Origin of the sequence: Acinetobacter sp. YH12219 (assembly GCF_013417875.1) — a bacterium.
Lineage (GTDB): Bacteria > Pseudomonadota > Gammaproteobacteria > Pseudomonadales > Moraxellaceae > Acinetobacter > Acinetobacter amyesii.
On sequence record NZ_VPDC01000019.1, the window covers coordinates 1 to 21136 of the forward strand.

The following is a 21136-nucleotide window of genomic DNA, read 5'->3' on the forward strand; positions in this document are numbered from 1 at the left end:
AAACTCTTCAGTTTAAAATCAATAGTACATATAGTGTACCAATCTTGGCTCATCAATTACTGACAAAAATTTGCTCAAATAAACTTCGAGTAATTTCTACCATCAATCAATGAAAATAATTTCGATCAATCAACTAGTAAAAATCCACACAAGTTGTTCTTCATAATCTCTTAATGATCTTCTTGTTGGTTCATCACCAGCAAGCTAGGTCGGCTATATTACTCTTTATTTCTAAAGAGTCAACTGGTAATTCAAATTATTTTTAAACTTTCTTTCTAAAACCCAACTTAATCAATTCAACCAAGTCATTGTTTTATCAGAAGTTTTAATCTTCATCACCGCCGATGGTTGTGCATTCTACAGCATTTATGATCCAACGCAACACCTTTTTTATGATTTATTTTACGCATGTCGCTTTTTTAAACACATAAACATTCTTTTGTATTATTATTGGGCTATATACACCCTATTTCATATAATAAAACGTATATAAACCCAATTTTCATTCCATTTAATTTAAGAATTATTGATTTCGTATGGTTGTTTTTAAAAAAACTGCCTATTTAATAATGGCGTGCTCCATTTCACCCATATTATATGCAGCTCCCACAGCAAATATTTTCACAACCACTTTCTCTATATTGAGTTATGCCAAGTGGGAAACCACTTCACCCAAATTTTGTGTGATTAATAATTCAAGTTTAGTCAATGATTTTAAAAAACTTGCGCCAACCCACAGCACTTATAAAATTACAGCCATCAATGTGAATGACATCAAATCTAGTCATTGCCAAGTTTTATTTTTTTCCAATCTATCAGCAAAAGAAGAACAAAGTATTTTAAACAACCATGTTAATTTCCCCGCCCTCTCTCTAAGTAGTAACAATAGTGAGTGTGAGTCTGGCAGTGCATTTTGTTTGTATAAAAAAAATCAGAGTTATTCGTTTAAAATTAATATGGAAAGCTTAACGCAGTCACAAATACATATTGATCCACGCGTTTTATTACTGGCGAAGTCATCGGAGTCAGCTGAATGAAACAACTCTATAACCCAATTACATTACACCAATTATTTACGCGTTCGCAGCTCACTATCTTCGCTTTAACTTTTACGATTTGTTCTGCGATTTTTTTGGTTATTTCCACTTATACTATGCATACCTATGCAAAAAACAGCTTAACGATTTTATCAAATGCGATAAACGAACGTGTTCAACCCGCTGTGGTGTTTAATGACCAAACAACGATGCGTCAAATTTTAAATGAATACACTCAACTGTATCCCATTCGATCGATTGAAACTACCAACCATCAAAATGCGTCGCTTGCTCATGCTGAGCAAAAAGAAATTTCAACATTCTCTAGCCAAGCGATTTTAGATTATTTCTTTTTTAGCCAACCGATTCGTTTAGATATTCATCATGATCAGAAAAGTTACGGCGAACTGGTCGTATATGGAAACTCTTCAGATTTAGTTAGTTTCTTCCATAAAATTTTGCTGGGCTTGTTTTTAGGTTTTATTCTTTTATTGGCTACTGTGTTTTGGTCGGTGAATTCTGTTTATCAATACTTAATGCAATCTGTTCGCTCTATTGTTGAATCAGCCCAAACCATTAGCATTAAGAAAGATTATAAAATGCGGGTTTCAAACTCTGATATTCAAGAATTACACGCACTCAGTACCGCCTTTAATGGTTTACTTAGTGAAATTGAACAGTCAAATAAAAACTTGATTTCAGAAAATGACAAGCTAATTCATCTAGCACGTCATGATGCATTAACCCAATTGCCAAATCGTAATTATTTTTATGAAAAGCTGTTTGAGCTATTTGACTTAAAAGCGAACACTGCTGTGTTCTTTGTCGATATTGAAAACTTTAAACATGTGAATGACCAATATGGACACTTAGCTGGTGATGCAGTACTACGCGCCTCATCACATTGTTTAAAACAAGCACTACCAGATAATGCTTTCGTTGCGCGACTCGGTGGTGACGAATTTGCAATTATTATCAATCATTTAAATTTCCTGACAGAACTCGAAGTCTTTTGTCACAAAATACATGAATGCTATGGTTCCACATTTGTTTATGAGCAACATAATATTGCATTACAAGCTAATATTGGTGTAGCACTGATCCAAAATGCGAAATCGCCAGAAGATCTAATCGCAGATGCGGATCGCGCGATGCATGATGCTAAACTTTCGAATAATCATTGGTGCATTGCACCACAACGCCCCAACTCATAGGATTTGCTATGTTAAAGAACGCATTTAAAGTTTTATTTATACTTGCATTCACGGCCACTATGACAGCCTGCATGAGTTTAGGTAACTTAAGCTACAAACAAGCACGCATGCTTAAAAAAGAAGGTTTTGTCTTGACCAACGATGGTTGGACACTTGCCCTACCAGAACGTCTTTTATTTGGTTTTGATGATTATCAAATTCAACCTCACCAACAAGGCAAGTTAAATACACTTGCCACTCAACTGATTAAATATGACCTGAATAAAATTAAGTTTATTGGTCATACGGATAATGTTGGACAAGCCAATTACAACCAACAACTGTCAGAAAAACGTGCGCAAAGCGTCGCAAACGTCTTTTTAAAGCAAGGTTATAACAGTTCAAATATTCAAATTATTGGCCGTGGTGCTGAACAGCCGATGGTCTCTAATGACACTGAAACCAATCGTGCCATCAACCGTCGTGTAAATGTCACGATCATTCCCTAAATAGCGGAATTTAGAAAAGCCACCTTATGGTGGCTTTTTTTATTTTTTATAAATTTCAGGCATAAAAAAACCGCTATATGCGGCATCTTTTTCATAGTATTACTTTTGAGATAAATGGTCGGAGCAGTAGGATTCGAACCTACGACCCCCTGGTCCCAAACCAGGTGCACTACCAGGCTGTGCTATGCTCCGCTTTCAACTTTAAAAGTTGGGGTGAATGATGGGATTCGAACCCACGACAACCGGAATCACAATCCGGGGCTCTACCAACTGAGCTACATCCACCATCATGTTCTTGCTTGTGAATAACCAATATAACGCATTTTAAATTACAGGCATAAAAAAACCGCTGTATGCGGTATCTTTTATCGACCGTTTTCTTTGAGAAAATGGTCGGAGCAGTAGGATTCGAACCTACGACCCCCTGGTCCCAAACCAGGTGCACTACCAGGCTGTGCTATGCTCCGAATTGGGGTGAATGATGGGATTCGAACCCACGACAACCGGAATCACAATCCGGGGCTCTACCAACTGAGCTACATCCACCATCACAACAAGTTTCAGATTCTATTATCAGAACACCATTAAAATGGCGCGCCTGACAGGATTCGAACCTGTGACCATCCGCTTAGAAGGCGGATGCTCTATCCAACTGAGCTACAGGCGCATTACCGATGACATAGACTATCACGCGATTTTTGCCTTGAGAAATTGGTCGGAGCAGTAGGATTCGAACCTACGACCCCCTGGTCCCAAACCAGGTGCACTACCAGGCTGTGCTATGCTCCGTTTCATCTCAGCTTTCGCTGTATCGCATATCGTGCGGTACGGTGTGCATTCTAGGCGTGACGTTGATTAACGTCAACACCTATCTTCAAAAAAACATAAAAAATCATTTCAAGCGATTATTTATCAAGCACTTTAATCATTTTTCAAGCAAAAATTAACGTTTTAAACTGGCACTGAAATTCAACATCCGATCTAAAGGCAATTTAGCACGCTCAGCGAGCACTGGATCTACGAAAATTTCCTGATCGCCTTTTTGTAAAACTTCGAGAATGCCATCTAATTCATTCATGGCCATCCAAGGGCAATGCGCACATGAACGACAAGTCGCTCCCTCACCTGCCGTCGGTGCTTCGATGAGAATTTTATTCGGCACAGCTTGCTGCATTTTATAAAAAATACCGCGATCTGTTGCCACGATTAAACGTTCGTATGGCAAGGTTTGTGCAGCCTTGATCAATTGCGAGGTGCTACCGACGGCATCTGCAATATCCACCACAGATTCTGGTGACTCTGGATGTACCAAAACTGCTGCATCAGGATACAGCGCTTTCATATTGGCAATACCACGTGCACGGAACTCTTCATGGACAATACATGCCCCATCCCATAGCAACATGTCTGCACCGGTTTTCTTTTGAATATAGCGACCGAGATGCTGATCGGGTGCCCAAATAATTTTTTCACCTAAACTATCTAAATGCTCAACAATTTCAACAGCACAGCTCGAGGTTACCACCCAATCTGCACGCGCTTTCACTGCCGCCGAGGTATTGGCATATACCACAACCGTATGATCCGGATGTGCATCACAAAATTTGGTAAATTCATCGACAGGACAACCCAAATCAAGTGAGCATGTTGCTTCTAGGGTTGGCATCAATACAGTTTTTTCAGGAGATAAAATCTTCGAGGTCTCCCCCATGAATTTCACTCCTGCAACCACCAACGTCGTTGCTTCATGATCCCGACCAAAACGTGCCATTTCAAGTGAATCCGAAACGCATCCACCGGTCAGTTCTGCTAGTTCCTGCACTTCAGGATCACAGTAATAGTGTGCAACAAGGACAGCGTTACGTTTTTTGAGTTCCGCTTTAATTAATTCAAACTTTTCAAGCTTTGCAGCTTCCGTTAAGTGATGCTCTTTAACATCGCCCAAACGATCCAAATGCGCTTGTACAATTGATTTTGCTTCATTTGCAATTAAGTTGTTTGCATTATTCATCACAACGTCTTCTCTATCCTTAATGCCTGTTACTACACAGGTGCTTCACAACTGACCCATAAATATGACACTTGGCTATTTTTTACCGGTCATTAAAAAGTTCCACTTATAAAAAAGCCTCACAACGGAGGCTTTTCAAAAACATCAAATTTATGAACGGTAATCTGCGTTAATCTTAACATAGTCATACGACAGGTCACAGGTATACACCGTATCTCGCGCACTGCCACGTCCTAAATCTACACGGATCGTGATCTCAGATTTCTCCATCTCTGCAGCCCCTGCTGCTTCGGTATAATCTGCTGCGGCACCACCGTCTTTACAGATTTGAACATCACCTAACCAGACCTGAATTTTTTCAACATCTAAGTTTGGCACACCTGCATAACCAATAGCTGCCAAAATACGGCCCCAGTTTGGATCTGATGCGAAGATTGCAGTTTTAACCAACGGTGAATGTGCAATGCTATAAGCAATATCACAACATTCTTGAGTATCTGCGCCGCCTTCTACCGCCACAGTAATAAACTTCGTCGCACCTTCACCATCACGGACAATGAGCTGTGCAAGACGTTTCATTACACGTGTTAACACGTCTAAAACAGCAGCATAACGTGAATCTGATTCTGAAGTAATTTCTACGCCACCAGCTTGGCCCGTTGCAATCAAAATACATGAGTCATTGGTCGAAGTGTCACCATCCACCGTAATACGGTTAAACGACAGGTTAACTGTGGTTTTCAAAAGCTGTTGCACCAGCTCACGGCTAATGGGTGCATCAGTTGCCACATAGCTCAACATGGTCGCCATATTTGGACGAATCATGCCTGCGCCTTTAGAAATACCTGTCATGGTATACAGAACGCCATCTAACTCAAATTGTTCAGATGCACCTTTAGGTGTGGTATCTGTGGTCATAATGCCCGTTGCCGCTTCCAACCAAGCATCTTCCTGCAAACTATCTAATGCTGGTTGCAAGCCTTGAACCAAACGATCAATAGGTAATTGCTCACCAATTACACCTGTTGAAAATGGAAGAACTTCTGTATTTTGAACACCTGTCAGTTCTGCCAGTTTCGCACACGTCGCCTCAGCATTTGCCATGCCGATTTTGCCAGTACCGGCATTGGCATTTCCGGTGTTAATCACTAAATAACGTGGATTACCTGCTAATAAGTGCGCTTTCGAAATATGCACCGGTGCTGCACAAAATGCATTTTGAGTAAAAACGCCTGCGACATTAGAACCTTCAGCAAATTCAAAAATGACAAGGTCACGTCGGTTCTGATAGCGCACATACGCTTCAGCCGAACCGATTTTTACACCTTTCACCACATGCATCTGTGGCATAGATACGTCACCAACTGCCATTTTTCAACGTCCAACTATATGAGTTATAAAAAATACAGCTTAGTGCAAAATCTATAAAAAATCGAGCAGAAGCACGGTTTTGCTGTAATTTTATTGTGGATTTCTTTTGCACATAAAAAAACCAGTCTTTCGACTGGTCTTTATCGATGTTCGTCGTAAATTAGTTACGCGCAAGCTGAGTTGCTTCATCAAGAAGCACTTGTTTCGCTTTTTGTTGACTCGCAGCTGAAAGTGCTGGGTTTTCAGCCACAATACGGTCAGCATTCGCCGCATTGGCTGCTGCAATTTTCGCAGTTTGCAATACGATTGGACGATTTGGATTGGCAAAGGTATAACGAATACCCGTACGCGGGCTTGCTACAGTCACTTGACCGTCAGTACCAATCTGTACTTGAGTTATTGTTGGACCAACTGCTTGTTGAACTTTCTCTAAAGAAGTCGTCTGAGGAGCGTTTGCAAAGGCAAAAGTTGGCAAAGCCAAAGCAGCAATCATGAACGGTTTTAGTACTTTTTTCATTGTCTTTTCCGTCTTACGGTTATTGATAGAAACTAAATAACATTTAATCCGCTGCACTGCAAATACTATTCAGGTCAGATCAGCTGAGTAAATAAAAAATCAGAGCGCGATGGCTCTGATTTATTTGAAATTAAACAATGCTGTTTAAATTTTACCGTGACATTGTTTATATTTTAGACCTGAACCACATGGGCACGGTGAGTTACGACTTTCTGGCGGAACAATCACTTGCTCTGCAGGTGTATATTGCGCATCGATAACATCATTACCGTTGGCTTCAGCCAACAAATTATCAAAGTCATTGTGTGACAATTGAAGATTCATTGATTCAGCTTGAGCCTGTTTTTGAGCTTCCATTTCTGCAAGCTCTTCGGCTGTAGGCACATGAATACGAGATAAATCTGTCACGACATCTGACTTAATCACAGCAAGCATGTTTACAAATAAATTAAAGGCTTCTTTTTTGTATTCTTGCTCAGGATTTTTCTGCGCATAACCACGTAAATGAATCCCTTGACGTAAGTAATCCATTGCTGCCAAATGCTCTTTCCAATGGCGGTCCAATGAATTCAACATAAAGTGACGTTCGAGCATTGCAGCCGTTTCGTCACCCATTTGCGTACGACGTGAACGGTAGTGCTGAAGAACTTCATCAGTAATACGTTCAACCAAAGCTTCTTCATCCAAACGACGATCTTGCTCTAACCACTGCGAAATTGGCAGTTCAATCGATAGATCTTCACGTAGCGCCTTTTCAAGACCTTCTATATCCCACTGATCGTGAATAGACTCAGGTGGAATATATATTTCGATCATGCCTTTAGTCACATCCTGAATCATCGTTTCGATGTAATCTTGTAAAGACGGTTCAACAAGAATTTCATCACGCTGAGAGTAAATAATCTTACGTTGTTCGTTGTTTACGTCATCGTATTTCAATAAATTTTTACGAATATCGAAGTTACGTGCTTCAACTTTACGTTGTGCATTTTCAATCGAGCGTGACACCATTTTATGCTCAATGGCTTCATCTTCTTTCAGACCCATGGCACGCATCATTGCAACTACGCGATCACCTGCGAAGATACGCATCAAGTCATCTTCAAGCGACAAGTAGAAACGTGACACACCTGGGTCACCTTGACGGCCCGCACGACCACGTAACTGGTTATCGATACGACGAGATTCATGACGTTCTGAACCAATGATGTGTAAACCACCAGAGTTCAGCACCATTTCATGATTTTGTTCCCACTCTGCTTTCAAACGTGCTTCATCTGCTTCAGTCGGCTCTTCAATCTTCGCCAGCAACGCTTTCCAGTTACCACCTAACAGAATATCAGTACCACGACCAGCCATGTTAGTCGCAATGGTTACTGCACGAGGTGAACCCGCTTGCGCAATAATATCCGCTTCGCGCTCATGTTGTTTCGCATTAAGTACTTCATGTTGAATACCAGCTTCTTTCAGCTTATCTGATAAAATTTCAGAGGCTTCAATGGTTGCTGTACCAATCAGGATCGGTGCAACACCCGCTTCATGAACACGTTGAATTTCTTGAATGATGGCGTTGTATTTACCTTCACGGTTTAAATAGATTAAATCGTTTTGGTCATTACGAATCATCGGGCGATGGGTTGGAATAAGTACAACATCCAAGCCATAAATTTCTTTCATCTCTGCAGCTTCAGTATCTGCAGTACCCGTCATCCCTGATAATTTTTTGTATAGACGGAAATAGTTCTGGAATGTTGTAGTTGCTAAAGTTTGGTTTTCAGGTTGAATTTCCAAACCTTCTTTTGCTTCCACTGCTTGATGCAAACCTTCTGACCAACGGCGACCCGGCATGGTACGACCAGTGTTTTCATCGACAATGATCACTTCACCTTCGTGGATGATGTAATGCACGTTGCGTTGGTATAGGTAATGCGCACGAATGGCCGCAGAAACATGGTGCACCAAGTTTAAATTAGCAGATGAATATAGACTTTCACCTTCAGCAAGCAAGCCCATTTGAATCAATTCAGCTTCAACAGTTTCATAACCGACTTCGGTCATTTCTACAGAGCGCTGTTTTTCGTCAATCCAGAAGTGACCACCATCTGGTACCTTCTCTTCTTTTTGTGCATGAAGTTTTGGTGGAATGCTGTTAATGGCAGCATACAACTGAGATGAATCTTCTGATTGACCAGAAATGATCAACGGTGTACGCGCTTCATCAATCAGGATCGAATCGACCTCATCGATGATGGCATAGGTTAAGCTGCGCTGTTTTTTCTCAGCAGCAGAAAAAACCATGTTGTCACGCAAGTAATCGAAACCGAATTCGTTGTTGGTACCGTAAGTAATGTCAGCACGATACGCTTGAGCTTTTTCAGTTGGGTCTTGCATTGAGTAAATAATCCCAATGCTTAAACCTAAAAATTCGAATAATGGACGGTTTAATTCAGCATCACGCTGTGCGAGATAGTCGTTCACCGTAATCACGTGAACACCTTCACCACTAATCGCATTGAGGTAACAAGCAAGCGTTCCCATGAGGGTTTTACCTTCACCGGTACGCATCTCTGCGATCTTACCTTCATGTAAAGTAATACCACCAATCAGCTGTACGTCATAATGACGCATGCCCATGACACGCTTTGCAGCTTCACGACAAACAGCAAACGCTTCAGGTAATAATTTATCAAGGCTGTCGCCTTTTTTATAACGTTCTTTGAATTCTTCAGTTTTTGCAGATAAGTCTGCATCGCTTAGAACAGATATCGTCGGCTCGAGCGCATTTATCTTCTCTACGATTTTACGCATGCGTTTGAGTTCGCGCTCATTTTTGGTACCGAAGATTCCTCCGATCAGACTTGCCAACATGAATAGACTCTCTAAATCTTGCTTGTCAAATGAATATATTTTCTTAGTCGTTATTATGGTGCTAGAAATTCGAAGTACAAGGGTTTTGCACAAAAATCCCCTTAAATATTCTGCGCTCGGGTTCTAGCCCCGGAGACTTAAGGCAAGCTAATGTAACAAATTTTCTGCAGACAACATAGTGACTCTGTCGTGAGATATTTCGCATTTATCCCCCAATAAAACTGTTTTATATGAAATATATTCATAAAGAAATGAAAAAACACTATTTTTAATCATAAAAAAAATCCTTCATATTTATTTTCAAGTTAAACAAATTCAATAAATACGGGGATATTCCATGACGATTCGTTTAGGTGATACTGCACCAGACTTTACTCAAGACTCAAGCGAAGGCAGCATTCATTTTTATGACTTTTTAGGTGACAGTTGGGGCATTTTATTTTCGCATCCTGCCGATTACACCCCGGTCTGCACCACAGAACTTGGATTTACCGCAAAACTAAAAGATGAATTTAGCAAACGTGGTGTCAAGGCCATTGCCCTATCTGTTGATGATGTTGAGTCGCATCATGGTTGGATTAATGACATTAATAATACTCAAAATACCACGGTGAACTTCCCGATCATTGCAGACAAAGACCGTAAAGTGTCTACCCTTTATGATTTCATTCACCCCAATGCCAGCGAAACATTAACTGTTCGCTCTTTGGTGATCATCGATCCACATAAAAAAGTCCGTTTAATCATTACTTATCCTGCATCTACAGGGCGTAACTTCCATGAAATTTTACGTGTCATTGACTCTTTGCAACTGACAGACAACCATAAAGTTGCAACACCGGCCAACTGGCAACAAGGTGAAGATGTGGTGATTGTGCCGTCATTAAAAGATGAAGAGGAAATCAAACAACGGTTTCCTCAAGGATATAACGCAGTTACGCCTTACCTTCGTTTAACGCCTCAACCTAAGTGAGGATAAAACGGAGCATTACGCTGTCCGAGCGCAAGATAAGAAGCTCTGCTGTGAGTGACCAAAGCGAAGGTACAAATTTAACTATTTTTAAGTGCAGCACCTGACCCAACTCAGAATCACAACCATAGTTACTTATAGTTACTTATAGTTACTTATAGTTTTCCCCTCAGAACGAATGACGAGCCCGTTCTGGCAGTCTCCAACCCGCTCATCTTCGGATGAGCTTTTTTTTGATTACAAATTCCTCTCAGGGTTTAGATTGGTTAAACATCACAATTCCGTTATAACTAAGAAAAACTTGAAAATAACAAACCGTGATTCATCAAATTCATCATTTACATTGTGGTAGTTTTTGTCCAACGTGTGCCCCTTTATTTGGACAGAAAGGCTTTCGCGCACATTTGGTCTGTCATTGCCTGCTCATTGAAACTGATAAAGGGCTCGTCTTAGTCGATACAGGACTGGGCTTACAAGATTATTTGCATCCACAAAATCGTTTAGGTCGGTTTATTTCACGCACAGCACAGATCAAATTTAATCCGCAACTGAGTGCGATTCATCAAATTCAAAAATTAGGCTTTAAGGCTCAAGATGTTCAACACATTTTGTTGTCACACTTAGATTTTGATCATGCTGGCGGGATCTCTGATTTTCCGCAGGCGACTGTGCATGTCTTAGCCAGTGAATATAATGCCACTCAAAACCTTCATAGCTTAAAATCACGACTGCGCTATCGACCACAGCAGTTCCAACTGCATCGTTATTGGAATTTTATCGAAAGCATCGGGACGCAAGCATGGTTTAACTTAGAACACACTGCCGGTCTGTCTATTTTTCAAGATGACATTTTAATGCTTCCACTTTTGGGACATACCGCGGGTCATGCCGGTATTGCGATTAAAAATAACCAGCGCTGGTTGTTATATTGTGGCGATGCTTATTACTCACAGCATCAATTAAATCCAAATTTTCATTCGCGGGCCTTAAATCAGCTTGAGCGTTTATTTGCCACCGACAATACACAGCGACTGCACTCCCTTCATAAGATTCAGCAGTTAGCGCAGCATCCGGACATCGATCTCATCTGTGCACATGACCCATTCGAATTCGCTCGCTATCAGAATACAAGCTATGACCGCTAAAATTCTACCAATGATCCTACTCAGTGTTAGCTTCAGCTTCACGGGTTGCATGACATCAAATCCATTACCGTTAAATGAACGTCCTCAGCATTGGGGGAAAGTCGTTCATCAACAGCATAATTTTTATCAAATCAGCCCAACGCTATTTCGCAGTGAACAACCTGATACAGATCTCGCCCCTTTTCTACGAGAACAGCAAATCGATGTGATCATAAATTTACGTTCACGGCACCATGACCCAGAACGCTTAAAAAATGCTATTGATATGCAAAAGATTAAATTTGTACATATTCCGATACACACGTGGCAAATCGATCGTGAAGATTTACTGACGGTGATGAAAACCATAAAAGAAGCTGAACAACAGCAGCAAAAAGTTTTAATCCATTGCTACCACGGCTCAGACCGTACAGGCGCGAGTGTGGCCATGTACCGTATTATTTTTCAGCATTGGTCCATTGAGGAAGCAAAACGTGAAATGAAACAAGGTGGCTATGGCTTCCACCCTATTTGGAAAAATATTGACCGTTTATTCAGCCCTGAAAATGTAAAATGGATTCAGCAGCAACTACTGAATCCATCTTATTAAAGGTCATTCCTCAAATAAACTTAGCGTTTATCGAGTGGTACCCAATCAATCACCCACGCAGATTTCATATTCAAACTTGCATCTGAATTGATCTTTTTACGTGTTGCGTCCGCAGCATCACGGTCCTTCGAAGGACCGACCATAATACGAATGCCTTTAGATGTAGGACTCTTCGTCACTTTATAGCCTTTTGCACGTAATTTTGCAGCGACGGCATCTGCATTGGCTTCATTAGCTGCCAGAGCAACTTGTACCATCCATTGCTTATCGCCATTTTCCAACAGATCACGTGCTTTTTCAGCTTCAGCTTTTTTCTTGGCTTCGGCTTTACGCTTTTCTTCTGCCTTGTGTTTTTCTTCGGCTTTACGCTTTTCTTCAGCTTGTTGCTTCGCTTCGGCTGCTTTCTTATCTGCTGCTTTTTTCTCAGCTTCAGCATGTGCTTTACGTTCAGCTTCTTTTTGAGCATCCGCTTTACGTTTTGCTTCGGCTTTTTGTTTATCTGCTGCGATACGTGCCTGATCAGCCTTTTGCTGCGCCGACTGACTCTCTAACTTTTTTTGAGCCGCCAACTTATCCTCAGCTAAACGCTTTTGCTTGACTTTTTCATCTTCAACCAATTCGGGAGGAATATTATCCGAACTTTGTTGAGCTGAACGATGTGCGTTTAAAGCTGCATATTCTTCTGCTGCTTTACGTGCTGCATCAGCCTCCGCTTGTTGTTGCATCGCTAAAAATTCTGCTGCGCGTGCTTCTTGCTCCGCAACCGATTTTTCACGGGTACGTCGTTGTTCTTCGAGCAAACGCTTTTCAGTTTCAACATCAACGGTCAATGATGACATTTTACCCGCCCCCTGACCTTGTTGCTCAACTTGAGCCATTTCAGGGGTTTGGCTTTGATTTTGATGTATTTCTTCTTTGCCTTTAAGTAAAAGTGCGGCCAGCAGTACACCACCACCTAATAAAACAACACCACCCATCCAGCGTTGTTTGTTATTCATTGACATTCTTCCAGATACTCCCATACCGCTTCTAAGGTATGAAATGAACCACATACCAGAATCAGCTGATTATTCTTTGTTTCTTCCAGCGCGGACTTAAAAGCTAATTGCACATTGTCATAATGTTCTACGACTTGATGCTGCAGTGCGCTATCCAATTGTGTGATAGATGCCGCACGTGGCACATTTAATTGTGCAATTTTCCACATTCTTACCGTATCTTTCAATAAGTTAACGACAGAATTTATGTCTTTATCAGTCAGCATGGAGAAAACGCTGATCACTTCTGTGTATTGTTTATTGTACTGGAGGAAATTTCGCAATTGCTTTAACAAAAATTCAACACCATGCGGGTTATGTCCCGCATCGAAAATCACCGTTTTTCCTGCAATTTCTCTAACTTCAAAACGGCCTTGTAACTTGGCATTGATAATCCCCTGAGCGATCGACTGCTGAGAGACCACCAAACCACTGGCCAATATTGCCGCTACAGCCGTAGAGATATTTTCGAGTGCCAAAGAACCCACTGGCAGTTTTAAAGTTGTACCTGATGAAGCAAACATCCAAGATTGTCCGTCATCACTGTACTGATAAAAATAATCACGATTGAGTACATGTAAAGCGGCTTGGCAATCTTCTACTTTTTGACGAATGGCTTCAGGTAAAACTTGCTGCCCACCAAAAATCACAGGAATATTTGGACGAATAATCCCTGCTTTCTCAAAAGCAATTTTTTCAATGGTGTCACCCAACCAATCGGTATGGTCTAAACCAATATTGGTAATCACTGCAACATCTGGATCGACGACATTGACTACATCAAGTCGGCCACCGAGGCCGACTTCAAGTACCCATACATCGCAATGTTGCTGTTTAAAAATAACAAAAGCGGCCAAAGTGGTCGCTTCAAAAAAAGATAAACTTAATTCACATTCACGACGCGCCTGATCAACTGCGACAAAAGCATCAATCAGGGTTTGGTCGGACACTTCAACATCTTGAAGCTTTACACGTTCATTGAATCGATAAATATGCGGTGATTGGTATAGCCCCACGTTATAACCTTGAGCATTTAAAATCGCAGCCAAAGTGGTCGTGGTTGAACCTTTACCGTTTGTTCCCGCGACCGTCAGCACTTTCGCATCAGGCTGGGTTACACCGAGTCGTTCTGCAACAGGAATCACCCGTTCCAGACCTAGATCAATACCCGTAACATGAACATGGCTCCAATAATCGAGCCATGTACTTAAAGAATCAGATGCAAGTGGTGCTGTGTTCAAGGCAAGTTCATCAATTTCGCTACAATACGATAAACTGTATCACGTAATGCATGACGGTGGACAATTTGATCGACTACACCATGATCAAGCAAATATTCCGCACGTTGGAACGGTTCGTCCAATTTTTCACGTACAGTTTGCTCAATCACACGCTTACCAGCAAAACCAATCATGGCTTTTGGCTCAGCCAAATGAACATCACCGAGCATTGCTAATGATGCAGTCACACCACCATAGACAGGATGTGTCAATACCACTAGATAAGGCAAGCCTGCATCTTTCATTTTTTGGATGGCAGCAGAAGTACGCGCCATTTGCATGAGTGACAACATACCTTCTTGCATACGCGCACCACCAGAAGCAGCGAAGCAAATAAGCGGTTGTTTAGCTTTAATCGCAAGTTCAGCCGCTTGAACAAAACGGTCACCGACCACTGTGCCCATTGAGCCGCCCATGAAATCAAATTCGAAAGCAGTCGCAATCATTGGAATGCCTTTCAGCGTTCCTTGCATTACCACTAAAGCTTCTGTTTCACCGGTTTTTTTCTGCGCTTCAGACATACGGTCTGGATACGCTTTGCTATCTACAAATTTAAGTGGATCTTTGGCTTTAAATTCTTGACCCAATTCTTTTTGTACTTGGTCAAAGAACCAGTTCAAGCGATCACGCGCTTTCATTCGCAAGTGTTCATCACACTGCGGACAAACGTAGGCATTAAATGACATCGCAGTACGAGTCACAAGTGCATGACACTCAGGACATTCAATCGTCGGCTCAGTAAATGTCGCCTTTAATGCTTGCTGTTCATCAGGTACATGAATACCTGGTACCGCACGCTCTGTCCATGGCGTAGATGCGCTCAGAATTTTGCCTGTTTTTGCGTCTTGACTCATACTAACTCATCGAGCGCAGCTCGAAGCTCCTTCACTTTATTCACTGTTTCGATTACAGCTTGTTCTGGCGCTAAGTTTGCAAATTGTTTAACAAAAGCACTACCTACAATCACCGCATCTGCAGCAACACCCATAGCTTTCGCCGATGCTGCATCACTGATACCAAAGCCAACGCCGACAGGTACCTGAGTATACGATTTGATTTTTTGAATACGTGCCGCAGCTTCAGCAACGTCTAATGTCGCTGCACCTGTCACACCTTTCAAAGAAACATAGTAGATAAATCCACTGGCTTGTTTTACTACATGCTGAATACGTTCATCAGTGGATGTTGGCGCAAGTAAGAAGATTTGATCCATGTCGTATTTTTTCAATACTGCATCTAGATCTTTTGCTTCTTCTGGTGGAAGGTCCACCAAGAGCACGCCATCTACACCGCATTCGTGTGCATAGGCAACAAACTTTTCATAGCCGATTACTTCAACAGGGTTTAAATAGCCCATCAGTACTACCGGTGTTTCTGTATCGTTTTTACGGAACTCTTTCACCATGTTCAAGGCATCTAGAGTATTGGTTCCTGCAGCAAGCGCACGCTCAGCGGCAAGTGCAATAACAGGACCATCCGCCATTGGGTCTGAAAATGGAAGACCTAATTCGATCACATCTACACCTGCCTCAACCATTTGATGTAACAAAGGTACCGTTACTTGTGGATGAGGGTCACCAGCCATAACATAAGAAACCAAGGCCTTACGCTGTTGAGATTTAAGCGTTCCAAATCGAGTGGCTAAACGTGACATAGGGTTATACTTTCCTTGAATGAATCAAAACTATGATGTGGGTTTTGTCGAAATACAAGACATCGCATTGTAACGCTATTTTTTACCCATTGAACAGGGCATACAATCCTCAGTCGGCATTTCTCATGCAAACATAATTTTCCAGAACAACCCGAAAGCATCATTTACCGATATTTCAGTTTTTTTCACAATGATCAAAGATGCCTAATTTTAGGATCTGGCAAAATTATAAGGTTTTAGATTAACTTAATTTTATCATCAAAAAAATGTTAAAAATAACAGGCTTAGCATTTACATTTTAATTTTCCTTAAATTGCAAAACCTGCTTTATACTAGCCGCATACTTTTATTTTTTTATCTCCTATGTCCTCCGATTCACAAGTGAAAGTGCCTGCTCGGGCATTTGCACTGCTCCCGCTTATTGTTTTTCTGACCATTTTTTTGGGCAGCGGTATTTACCATTCCATCATTGGAACTGAGTTTGCGTTCTATCAAGTGAAAGCCCCAGTCGCTGCTCTTCCTGCGATTGTATTGGCAATTTTGCTCTATCGCGGCAAGATCAATGACGCGATTGATACCTTTATGAAAGGTGCCAGCCACCCGAATTTGATATTAATGTTCATGGTCTTTATGCTCGCTGGTGCTTTTGCCAGTGTCAGCAGTGCCATCGGTAGTGTCGATGCAACAGTGCAGTTGGGACTATCGGTGATTGCGCCTGAGTTCGTGCTGCCTATGCTGTTTATTATTGCAGCCTTTATTGCCACAGCGATGGGAACCTCCATGGGCACTATTGCAGCCTGTGCACCAATTGCCTTTGGTTTTGCTCAAGTCACCGAAATTGAAGTGGTGTATGCCATTGGTGCTGTGGTCGGCGGTGCTATGTTTGGTGATAATCTGTCGATGATTTCAGATACCACCATTGCTGCAACGAACAGTCAAAAAGTTCAGCTTCGCGATAAATTTAGAGTCAATGTTTGGATTGCTGTTCCTGCATCGATCGTTAGCATTTGTATCTATTTATTCATGAGTCAAGGCTCACAAGCGATTGAACACAAAGCCTATAATGCTTGGCTGATCTTGCCGTATTTAGCCGTATTTATTTTGGCCTTTTCACGTTTACACGTGCTTGCTGTGCTGACTATTGGTGTCTTACTGTCTGGTTTGATTGGGTTGGTCATTCAACCTGAATTTAACTTCTTAAGCTTAAATAATTCTATTTATGACGGCTTTACCGGCATGTTTGAAGTTGCCCTGCTTTCTATTTTCTTGGGTGGTATTTCTGCCATTATGCAAAAAGAAGGCGGTTTAGAATGGCTAATTCAACGCATTTACAGCATGACACGCTGCTTTAAAGTTGGTGCTGAACGGGCAGGTGAGATTGGTATCAGTTTCTTGGTGATTTTCTCCAACCTATTTGTGGCAAACAACACTGTCGCAATTATTTTATCTGGTGACATGGCACGTGAAGTCGCCAAAGAATATGGTGTAGACCCTAAACGTGCTGCTGCGCTCTTGGATATTTTCTCTTGCGTAGTCCAAGGTCTCATTCCTTATGGTGCACAGCTGTTACTGGCTTGTTCGATCGCAAAACTTTCGCCTGTGGAACTGATTGGTAGTGTGTATTACTGTTGGGTCTTGGCAATCTTTGCCATCCTTGCCATTTTACTTCGGTATCCAAAATTAAAAGCTGCGGCATAAGTTTGGCTTTAAAGAAAAGCGGTCGTTTGACCGCTTTTTTTAATGTTGTTTGAAAGGCTTTTCTTAACGAGCAATCTGCACGTTTTATTCTAATCTCAAGGCTTTTTTTCGCGCTAATAATGTCTCTCCGCTATATGCCTTAAAAGCACGTGCCAAAGCAGACTGATCTGAATATCCTAACTGCAACGCGATATCTGTCAAATGGGTTTGTTGTGAAAGTAGATATTCACAGCGTTTCATCCGTTCAAGCTCCAAAAGCCGTTTAAACGAGGTGTCTTTCTCCTTTAACTGTCGTTGCAAGGTTCTGACTGACAGATGTAACTCCTCTGCTAACCACTCTATTTTAGGGGCTTGCTGTTTTCGTTTGAGATGATCAGCGATGCATTGTTGCATCTGTAGAATTGGATCGGCATGTTGCGGACGAGCGGCGATCGCCTCTTCGGCTTGGCGTAATAACAATTGCATCAGTGACGGATCAGCAAGTTCTGACTTTAAATCCAAACTATCGGCATGAATCACAAATGAATATTTAAGGGTCGAAAAATCCATTTGGCAACCATAAAACTTTTCATAGTGATAACGTGCCATCCGCGGCACATGGGCAAAATGAATGCGGAGTAACTTTAAAGAATCTGGAAAAATTTGCTTGGCCAAATGTGCCATACAGGCCATGGTCAATTCATTCACCAACGCATATTCATCATCATGCTGTGGCCAAGACAGTATAATTTGATGATCTTGATGGCTCATATTCATCGGCACAATTTGCGCGCCATCAATCACCAAACGACTAAACCGCATCACATATTGCAAAGCATCTGCTACGCTATTACTCAGTGTCGCCATATAGCCTAACACCCCAAAATGCTCCGCACGAATATACTTGGCCATTTCAAAAACCAATTGCGGGCAATCCAGATGCTGCTGAGTCAGTTGCATGATGCTGTTAAAAAAAGAATTCGGCGATTGAGAGTCGATCGGCAAAGACAGCACATGCTGAATTTGCGCAGCATACGGCGCAATCCATTCGAGCTGTGTATAGTTTAATTCACGCTCAATTAAGACCATATTCCATAGTTGGAAGTAACCGTTTGGGATCTGAATTTCAGCCATCTCGCCCCTCTTTCTGACCTGCCAATTCTGACATTTTATATTTTCATCATGGCGTAAAATGTATAAAAATTGGCAATATCTGTCAAAACAAAGTGCAATTTCTCCGACATACTGCAATCAATACGACTCGCACAGAAAAAATATCATGAATGCTATCGTCAAATATCAAGTCGAACCCATTGTTCGCACAAAGCTAAATTTTAAGTTAGAAGAAATCCCGCGCTATTGGTTTGGCGGAGACCCCTTTTTAACACGTATGTTTGATGCCTTGAGCCTGACCTTTCCTGATGGCGAGCGCTATTTTATTGAATCTGTACGTCTGTTCCGCAGTCAAATTCAAGACCCTGATTTACAGCAACGTGTCGCTGACTTTATTCATCAAGAAGCGCAGCATGGTATGGCGCATGACAAAATGAATATGTTGATGAAACAACAAGGCATGCCTGTTGATGCTTTCATTAAACGCTTAAATAAAATTTTTAAATTTGAACTGAGCAAGCGCTCACCTGAATACAACATTGCCATGACGGCTTCTGCCGAGCATTTGACCGCGCTGATGGCTGAAACGTTCTGTAGCCAAAAGTCCGTACTAGAATCTGCGCATCCTTATGTCCGTGCATTATTTATTTGGCATGCGATAGAAGAAATGGAACATCGCGATGTGGCTTTTGATGTGATGAAAGATGTGGCGAAGGTCGATGAAAATTTAAAGAAATTCACTCTGGTCTGGACCAGTGGATTGATGCTCGGCTTTACCTTATACCGTGCCAATGTGATGCTGAAACATGACGGCTTCAGTTTCACTGAACGTTTAAAATTAAATATGAAAGGCTTACCGTGGTTCTTTGGTAAAAATGGCACCCTCACCCGTATGAGCAAACCATATCGAGATTGGTTTAAAAAAGACTTCCATCCGAGTCAGCATCCCATTGTGCAAAATTATGATCTTTGGTTAAAAACTTATGAAGAAACCAATGATCCAATTCAAGCTGCAGAAGTGTTTTGGCAAGCTGCAAAATAAAAATTGAATAAAAAAAGCCGCATCGATTGCGGCTTTTTTATAGGCTTAGACTTACCATTTGGCATAGTGCTGCTCAAGTAAACCATATTCATTTAAGAATACTATTTCTTCGCCATCACGTTGAATTGTACCGCTAATTTTTGCCTGCCATTGACTGAACTGACTACCGACCAATCTTAAATTCAGGTTTTCATAGCGCCGCCAACCTGTGGTGACGATCAAATTTAAGCTGTTGTCTAATGAACTAATATTCCATTGATTATCGCCTTGTTGCTGGAACAGCATATCAGACATGGCATACAGATGTCCATTGACCCACAGACAATTTTCATTGCCAAAGCTTTCATTTACACCAGAGGCAAGATTGATCCCAACGCGTCGATTTTGACTGTCCCAAAAGTTACACGAAAGCCAAAACCATGCGGTTTCAGGACGAAGAAAACCACAGGTATCATCTAAAGACACCAATGTCCGGTCATGGAATTGAATGGTTTTGCCTTGCTTATTGATAAAGAAACCTTCACAGCCTAACGTCGTCAATTTTTGAGTATAGGTCCAACCATTAATCCCTGTGGGGCTACACATACTCAGCGGATCAGTCCCCGCACAAAACACTCGAGCGCTCAGTTTGAGTTCGCCATGTTTCGACATTTGAATGTATCGCACACCATTGGCATGCTGAATGTCCAGTTGAATCCCTGACTTAATAAAATGACTCTGATTAAATAAAGGTTGTTCATCTAAAACGGTATTGCGTGATAGGAAATTAATCGAATTCCATTCCAACACTTCATTCGTAATATGGTCATACACATAGACAAAACCGTGCCCCGCCCACGCGATATCGGCAATCGCTAGACCAATCGTATAATGATCATGCTGAATACAACAAAATTTAAATTTTTTATATTTTAAACGCTTACGCCAACCTTGAAGTCGTTTTCCATACGGTGTCTTATATTCATACTTACTTAAATCGATGCGATTGGGAAGTTCACTAAAACGCCCATAATGCGGCTGTCCATTCGGCCGTATTAAATCCATATACGCCATTCCATTGAGGTTTAAGGTCTAAATCCTGAATGTTATTATGCCTATTATTTAACGCCTGAAAAGACAATCC

At 41.4% G+C, this 21136-nt stretch carries 18 protein-coding genes and 6 tRNA genes; 8 read left to right on the top strand and 16 right to left on the bottom strand.

Going from position 1 to position 21136, the window contains the following annotated elements; all coding sequences use genetic code 11:
- Positions 1-536 precede the first annotated feature (536 nt).
- Genes FTV04_RS12635 through FTV04_RS12645 form a run of 3 tightly spaced genes read left to right on the top strand, consistent with a single transcriptional unit; the run spans position 537 to position 2739 of the window.
- Complete coding sequence (locus FTV04_RS12635) at positions 537-1037, top strand: YfiR family protein (RefSeq protein ID WP_180035852.1); 501 nt, start codon at positions 537-539, stop codon at positions 1035-1037.
- The gene (locus tag FTV04_RS12640) at positions 1034-2251 is read left to right on the top strand and encodes a diguanylate cyclase domain-containing protein (protein ID WP_180089782.1); all 1218 of its coding nucleotides are present in this window, start codon (positions 1034-1036) and stop codon (positions 2249-2251) included. The genes FTV04_RS12635 and FTV04_RS12640 overlap by 4 nt, the downstream gene beginning before the upstream one ends.
- An 8-nt stretch (positions 2252-2259) precedes the next feature.
- Entirely contained in the window at positions 2260-2739 is a 480-nt protein-coding gene (locus FTV04_RS12645; protein ID WP_078191210.1) for an OmpA family protein, read from the top strand.
- A 115-nt stretch (positions 2740-2854) separates the two neighbouring features.
- Here FTV04_RS12645 and FTV04_RS12650 read toward each other — a convergent pair.
- The 10 genes from FTV04_RS12650 to secA form a co-directional block, all read right to left on the bottom strand.
- A tRNA-Pro gene (locus FTV04_RS12650) sits at positions 2855-2931 on the bottom strand.
- A 17-nt stretch (positions 2932-2948) separates the two neighbouring features.
- Positions 2949-3024, bottom strand: a tRNA-His gene (locus tag FTV04_RS12655).
- Positions 3025-3129: 105 nt separating this feature from the next.
- Positions 3130-3206 (bottom strand) — tRNA-Pro (locus FTV04_RS12660).
- A 3-nt stretch (positions 3207-3209) separates the two neighbouring features.
- Positions 3210-3285, bottom strand: a tRNA-His gene (locus tag FTV04_RS12665).
- A gap of 44 nt (positions 3286-3329) precedes the next feature.
- Positions 3330-3406: transfer RNA gene (locus tag FTV04_RS12670), tRNA-Arg, on the bottom strand.
- A 45-nt stretch (positions 3407-3451) separates the two neighbouring features.
- Positions 3452-3528, bottom strand: a tRNA-Pro gene (locus FTV04_RS12675).
- 154 nt (positions 3529-3682) lie between these two features.
- Complete coding sequence (nadA, locus tag FTV04_RS12680; protein WP_180089784.1) at positions 3683-4750, bottom strand: quinolinate synthase NadA; 1068 nt, start codon at positions 4748-4750, stop codon at positions 3683-3685.
- Between the two features lie 150 nt (positions 4751-4900).
- A complete protein-coding gene (gene argJ / locus FTV04_RS12685) occupies positions 4901-6121 on the bottom strand; it encodes a bifunctional glutamate N-acetyltransferase/amino-acid acetyltransferase ArgJ (protein ID WP_180089786.1) in 1221 nt (406 codons plus the stop codon).
- A 160-nt stretch (positions 6122-6281) separates the two neighbouring features.
- Complete coding sequence (locus FTV04_RS12690; protein ID WP_180089788.1) at positions 6282-6638, bottom strand: hypothetical protein; 357 nt, start codon at positions 6636-6638, stop codon at positions 6282-6284.
- 144 nt (positions 6639-6782) lie between these two features.
- A complete protein-coding gene (gene secA, locus FTV04_RS12695; RefSeq protein ID WP_180089790.1) occupies positions 6783-9506 on the bottom strand; it encodes a preprotein translocase subunit SecA in 2724 nt (907 codons plus the stop codon).
- Between the two features lie 337 nt (positions 9507-9843).
- Here secA and FTV04_RS12700 point away from each other — a divergent pair, with 337 nt between their 5' ends.
- The 3 genes from FTV04_RS12700 to FTV04_RS12710 all read left to right on the top strand — a co-directional run bounded on the left by FTV04_RS12700 (position 9844) and on the right by FTV04_RS12710 (position 12210).
- Positions 9844-10479, top strand: coding sequence for a peroxiredoxin (locus tag FTV04_RS12700; RefSeq protein WP_180024520.1), 636 nt, complete (start codon positions 9844-9846; stop codon positions 10477-10479).
- A 314-nt stretch (positions 10480-10793) separates the two neighbouring features.
- Complete coding sequence (locus tag FTV04_RS12705) at positions 10794-11621, top strand: MBL fold metallo-hydrolase (RefSeq protein ID WP_180009052.1); 828 nt, start codon at positions 10794-10796, stop codon at positions 11619-11621.
- Entirely contained in the window at positions 11611-12210 is a 600-nt protein-coding gene (locus FTV04_RS12710) for a dual specificity protein phosphatase family protein (RefSeq protein ID WP_180024522.1), read from the top strand. The genes FTV04_RS12705 and FTV04_RS12710 overlap by 11 nt, the downstream gene beginning before the upstream one ends.
- Before the next feature lie 20 nt (positions 12211-12230).
- Here FTV04_RS12710 and FTV04_RS12715 read toward each other — a convergent pair whose 3' ends face one another.
- The 4 genes from FTV04_RS12715 to trpA are packed head-to-tail and all read right to left on the bottom strand — an operon-like array spanning position 12231 to position 16181.
- Positions 12231-13208, bottom strand: a complete 978-nt coding sequence (locus FTV04_RS12715) for an SPOR domain-containing protein (RefSeq protein ID WP_180089792.1) — start codon at positions 13206-13208, stop codon at positions 12231-12233.
- Positions 13205-14488, bottom strand: a complete 1284-nt coding sequence (gene folC / locus FTV04_RS12720; protein ID WP_180089794.1) for a bifunctional tetrahydrofolate synthase/dihydrofolate synthase — start codon at positions 14486-14488, stop codon at positions 13205-13207. Before folC ends, FTV04_RS12715 begins: the two co-directional genes overlap by 4 nt.
- Entirely contained in the window at positions 14485-15381 is an 897-nt protein-coding gene (gene accD / locus FTV04_RS12725) for an acetyl-CoA carboxylase, carboxyltransferase subunit beta (protein WP_180089796.1), read from the bottom strand. The genes folC and accD overlap by 4 nt, the downstream gene beginning before the upstream one ends.
- Positions 15378-16181 (bottom strand): tryptophan synthase subunit alpha, encoded by an 804-nt coding sequence (gene trpA / locus FTV04_RS12730; RefSeq protein ID WP_078191221.1) that lies wholly within the window; start codon positions 16179-16181, stop codon positions 15378-15380. Before trpA ends, accD begins: the two co-directional genes overlap by 4 nt.
- 363 nt (positions 16182-16544) lie before the next feature.
- Here trpA and FTV04_RS12735 point away from each other — a divergent pair, with 363 nt between their 5' ends.
- On the top strand, positions 16545-17879 hold the full coding sequence (locus tag FTV04_RS12735) for a Na+/H+ antiporter NhaC family protein (protein ID WP_180089798.1): 1335 nt from the start codon (positions 16545-16547) through the stop codon (positions 17877-17879).
- An 84-nt stretch (positions 17880-17963) separates the two neighbouring features.
- Here the strand turns inward: FTV04_RS12735 and FTV04_RS12740 are convergent, their stop codons facing one another.
- Complete coding sequence (locus tag FTV04_RS12740; protein ID WP_180089800.1) at positions 17964-18992, bottom strand: AraC family transcriptional regulator; 1029 nt, start codon at positions 18990-18992, stop codon at positions 17964-17966.
- A 145-nt stretch (positions 18993-19137) separates the two neighbouring features.
- Here FTV04_RS12740 and FTV04_RS12745 point away from each other — a divergent pair, with 145 nt between their 5' ends.
- Positions 19138-20013 (top strand): metal-dependent hydrolase, encoded by an 876-nt coding sequence (locus FTV04_RS12745; protein ID WP_180089802.1) that lies wholly within the window; start codon positions 19138-19140, stop codon positions 20011-20013.
- Positions 20014-20064: 51 nt separating this feature from the next.
- On the opposite strand, the gene FTV04_RS12750 is transcribed toward FTV04_RS12745, so the two are convergent.
- Complete coding sequence (locus tag FTV04_RS12750; RefSeq protein WP_180089804.1) at positions 20065-21057, bottom strand: DUF2804 domain-containing protein; 993 nt, start codon at positions 21055-21057, stop codon at positions 20065-20067.
- Positions 21058-21136: the final 79 nt, after the last annotated feature.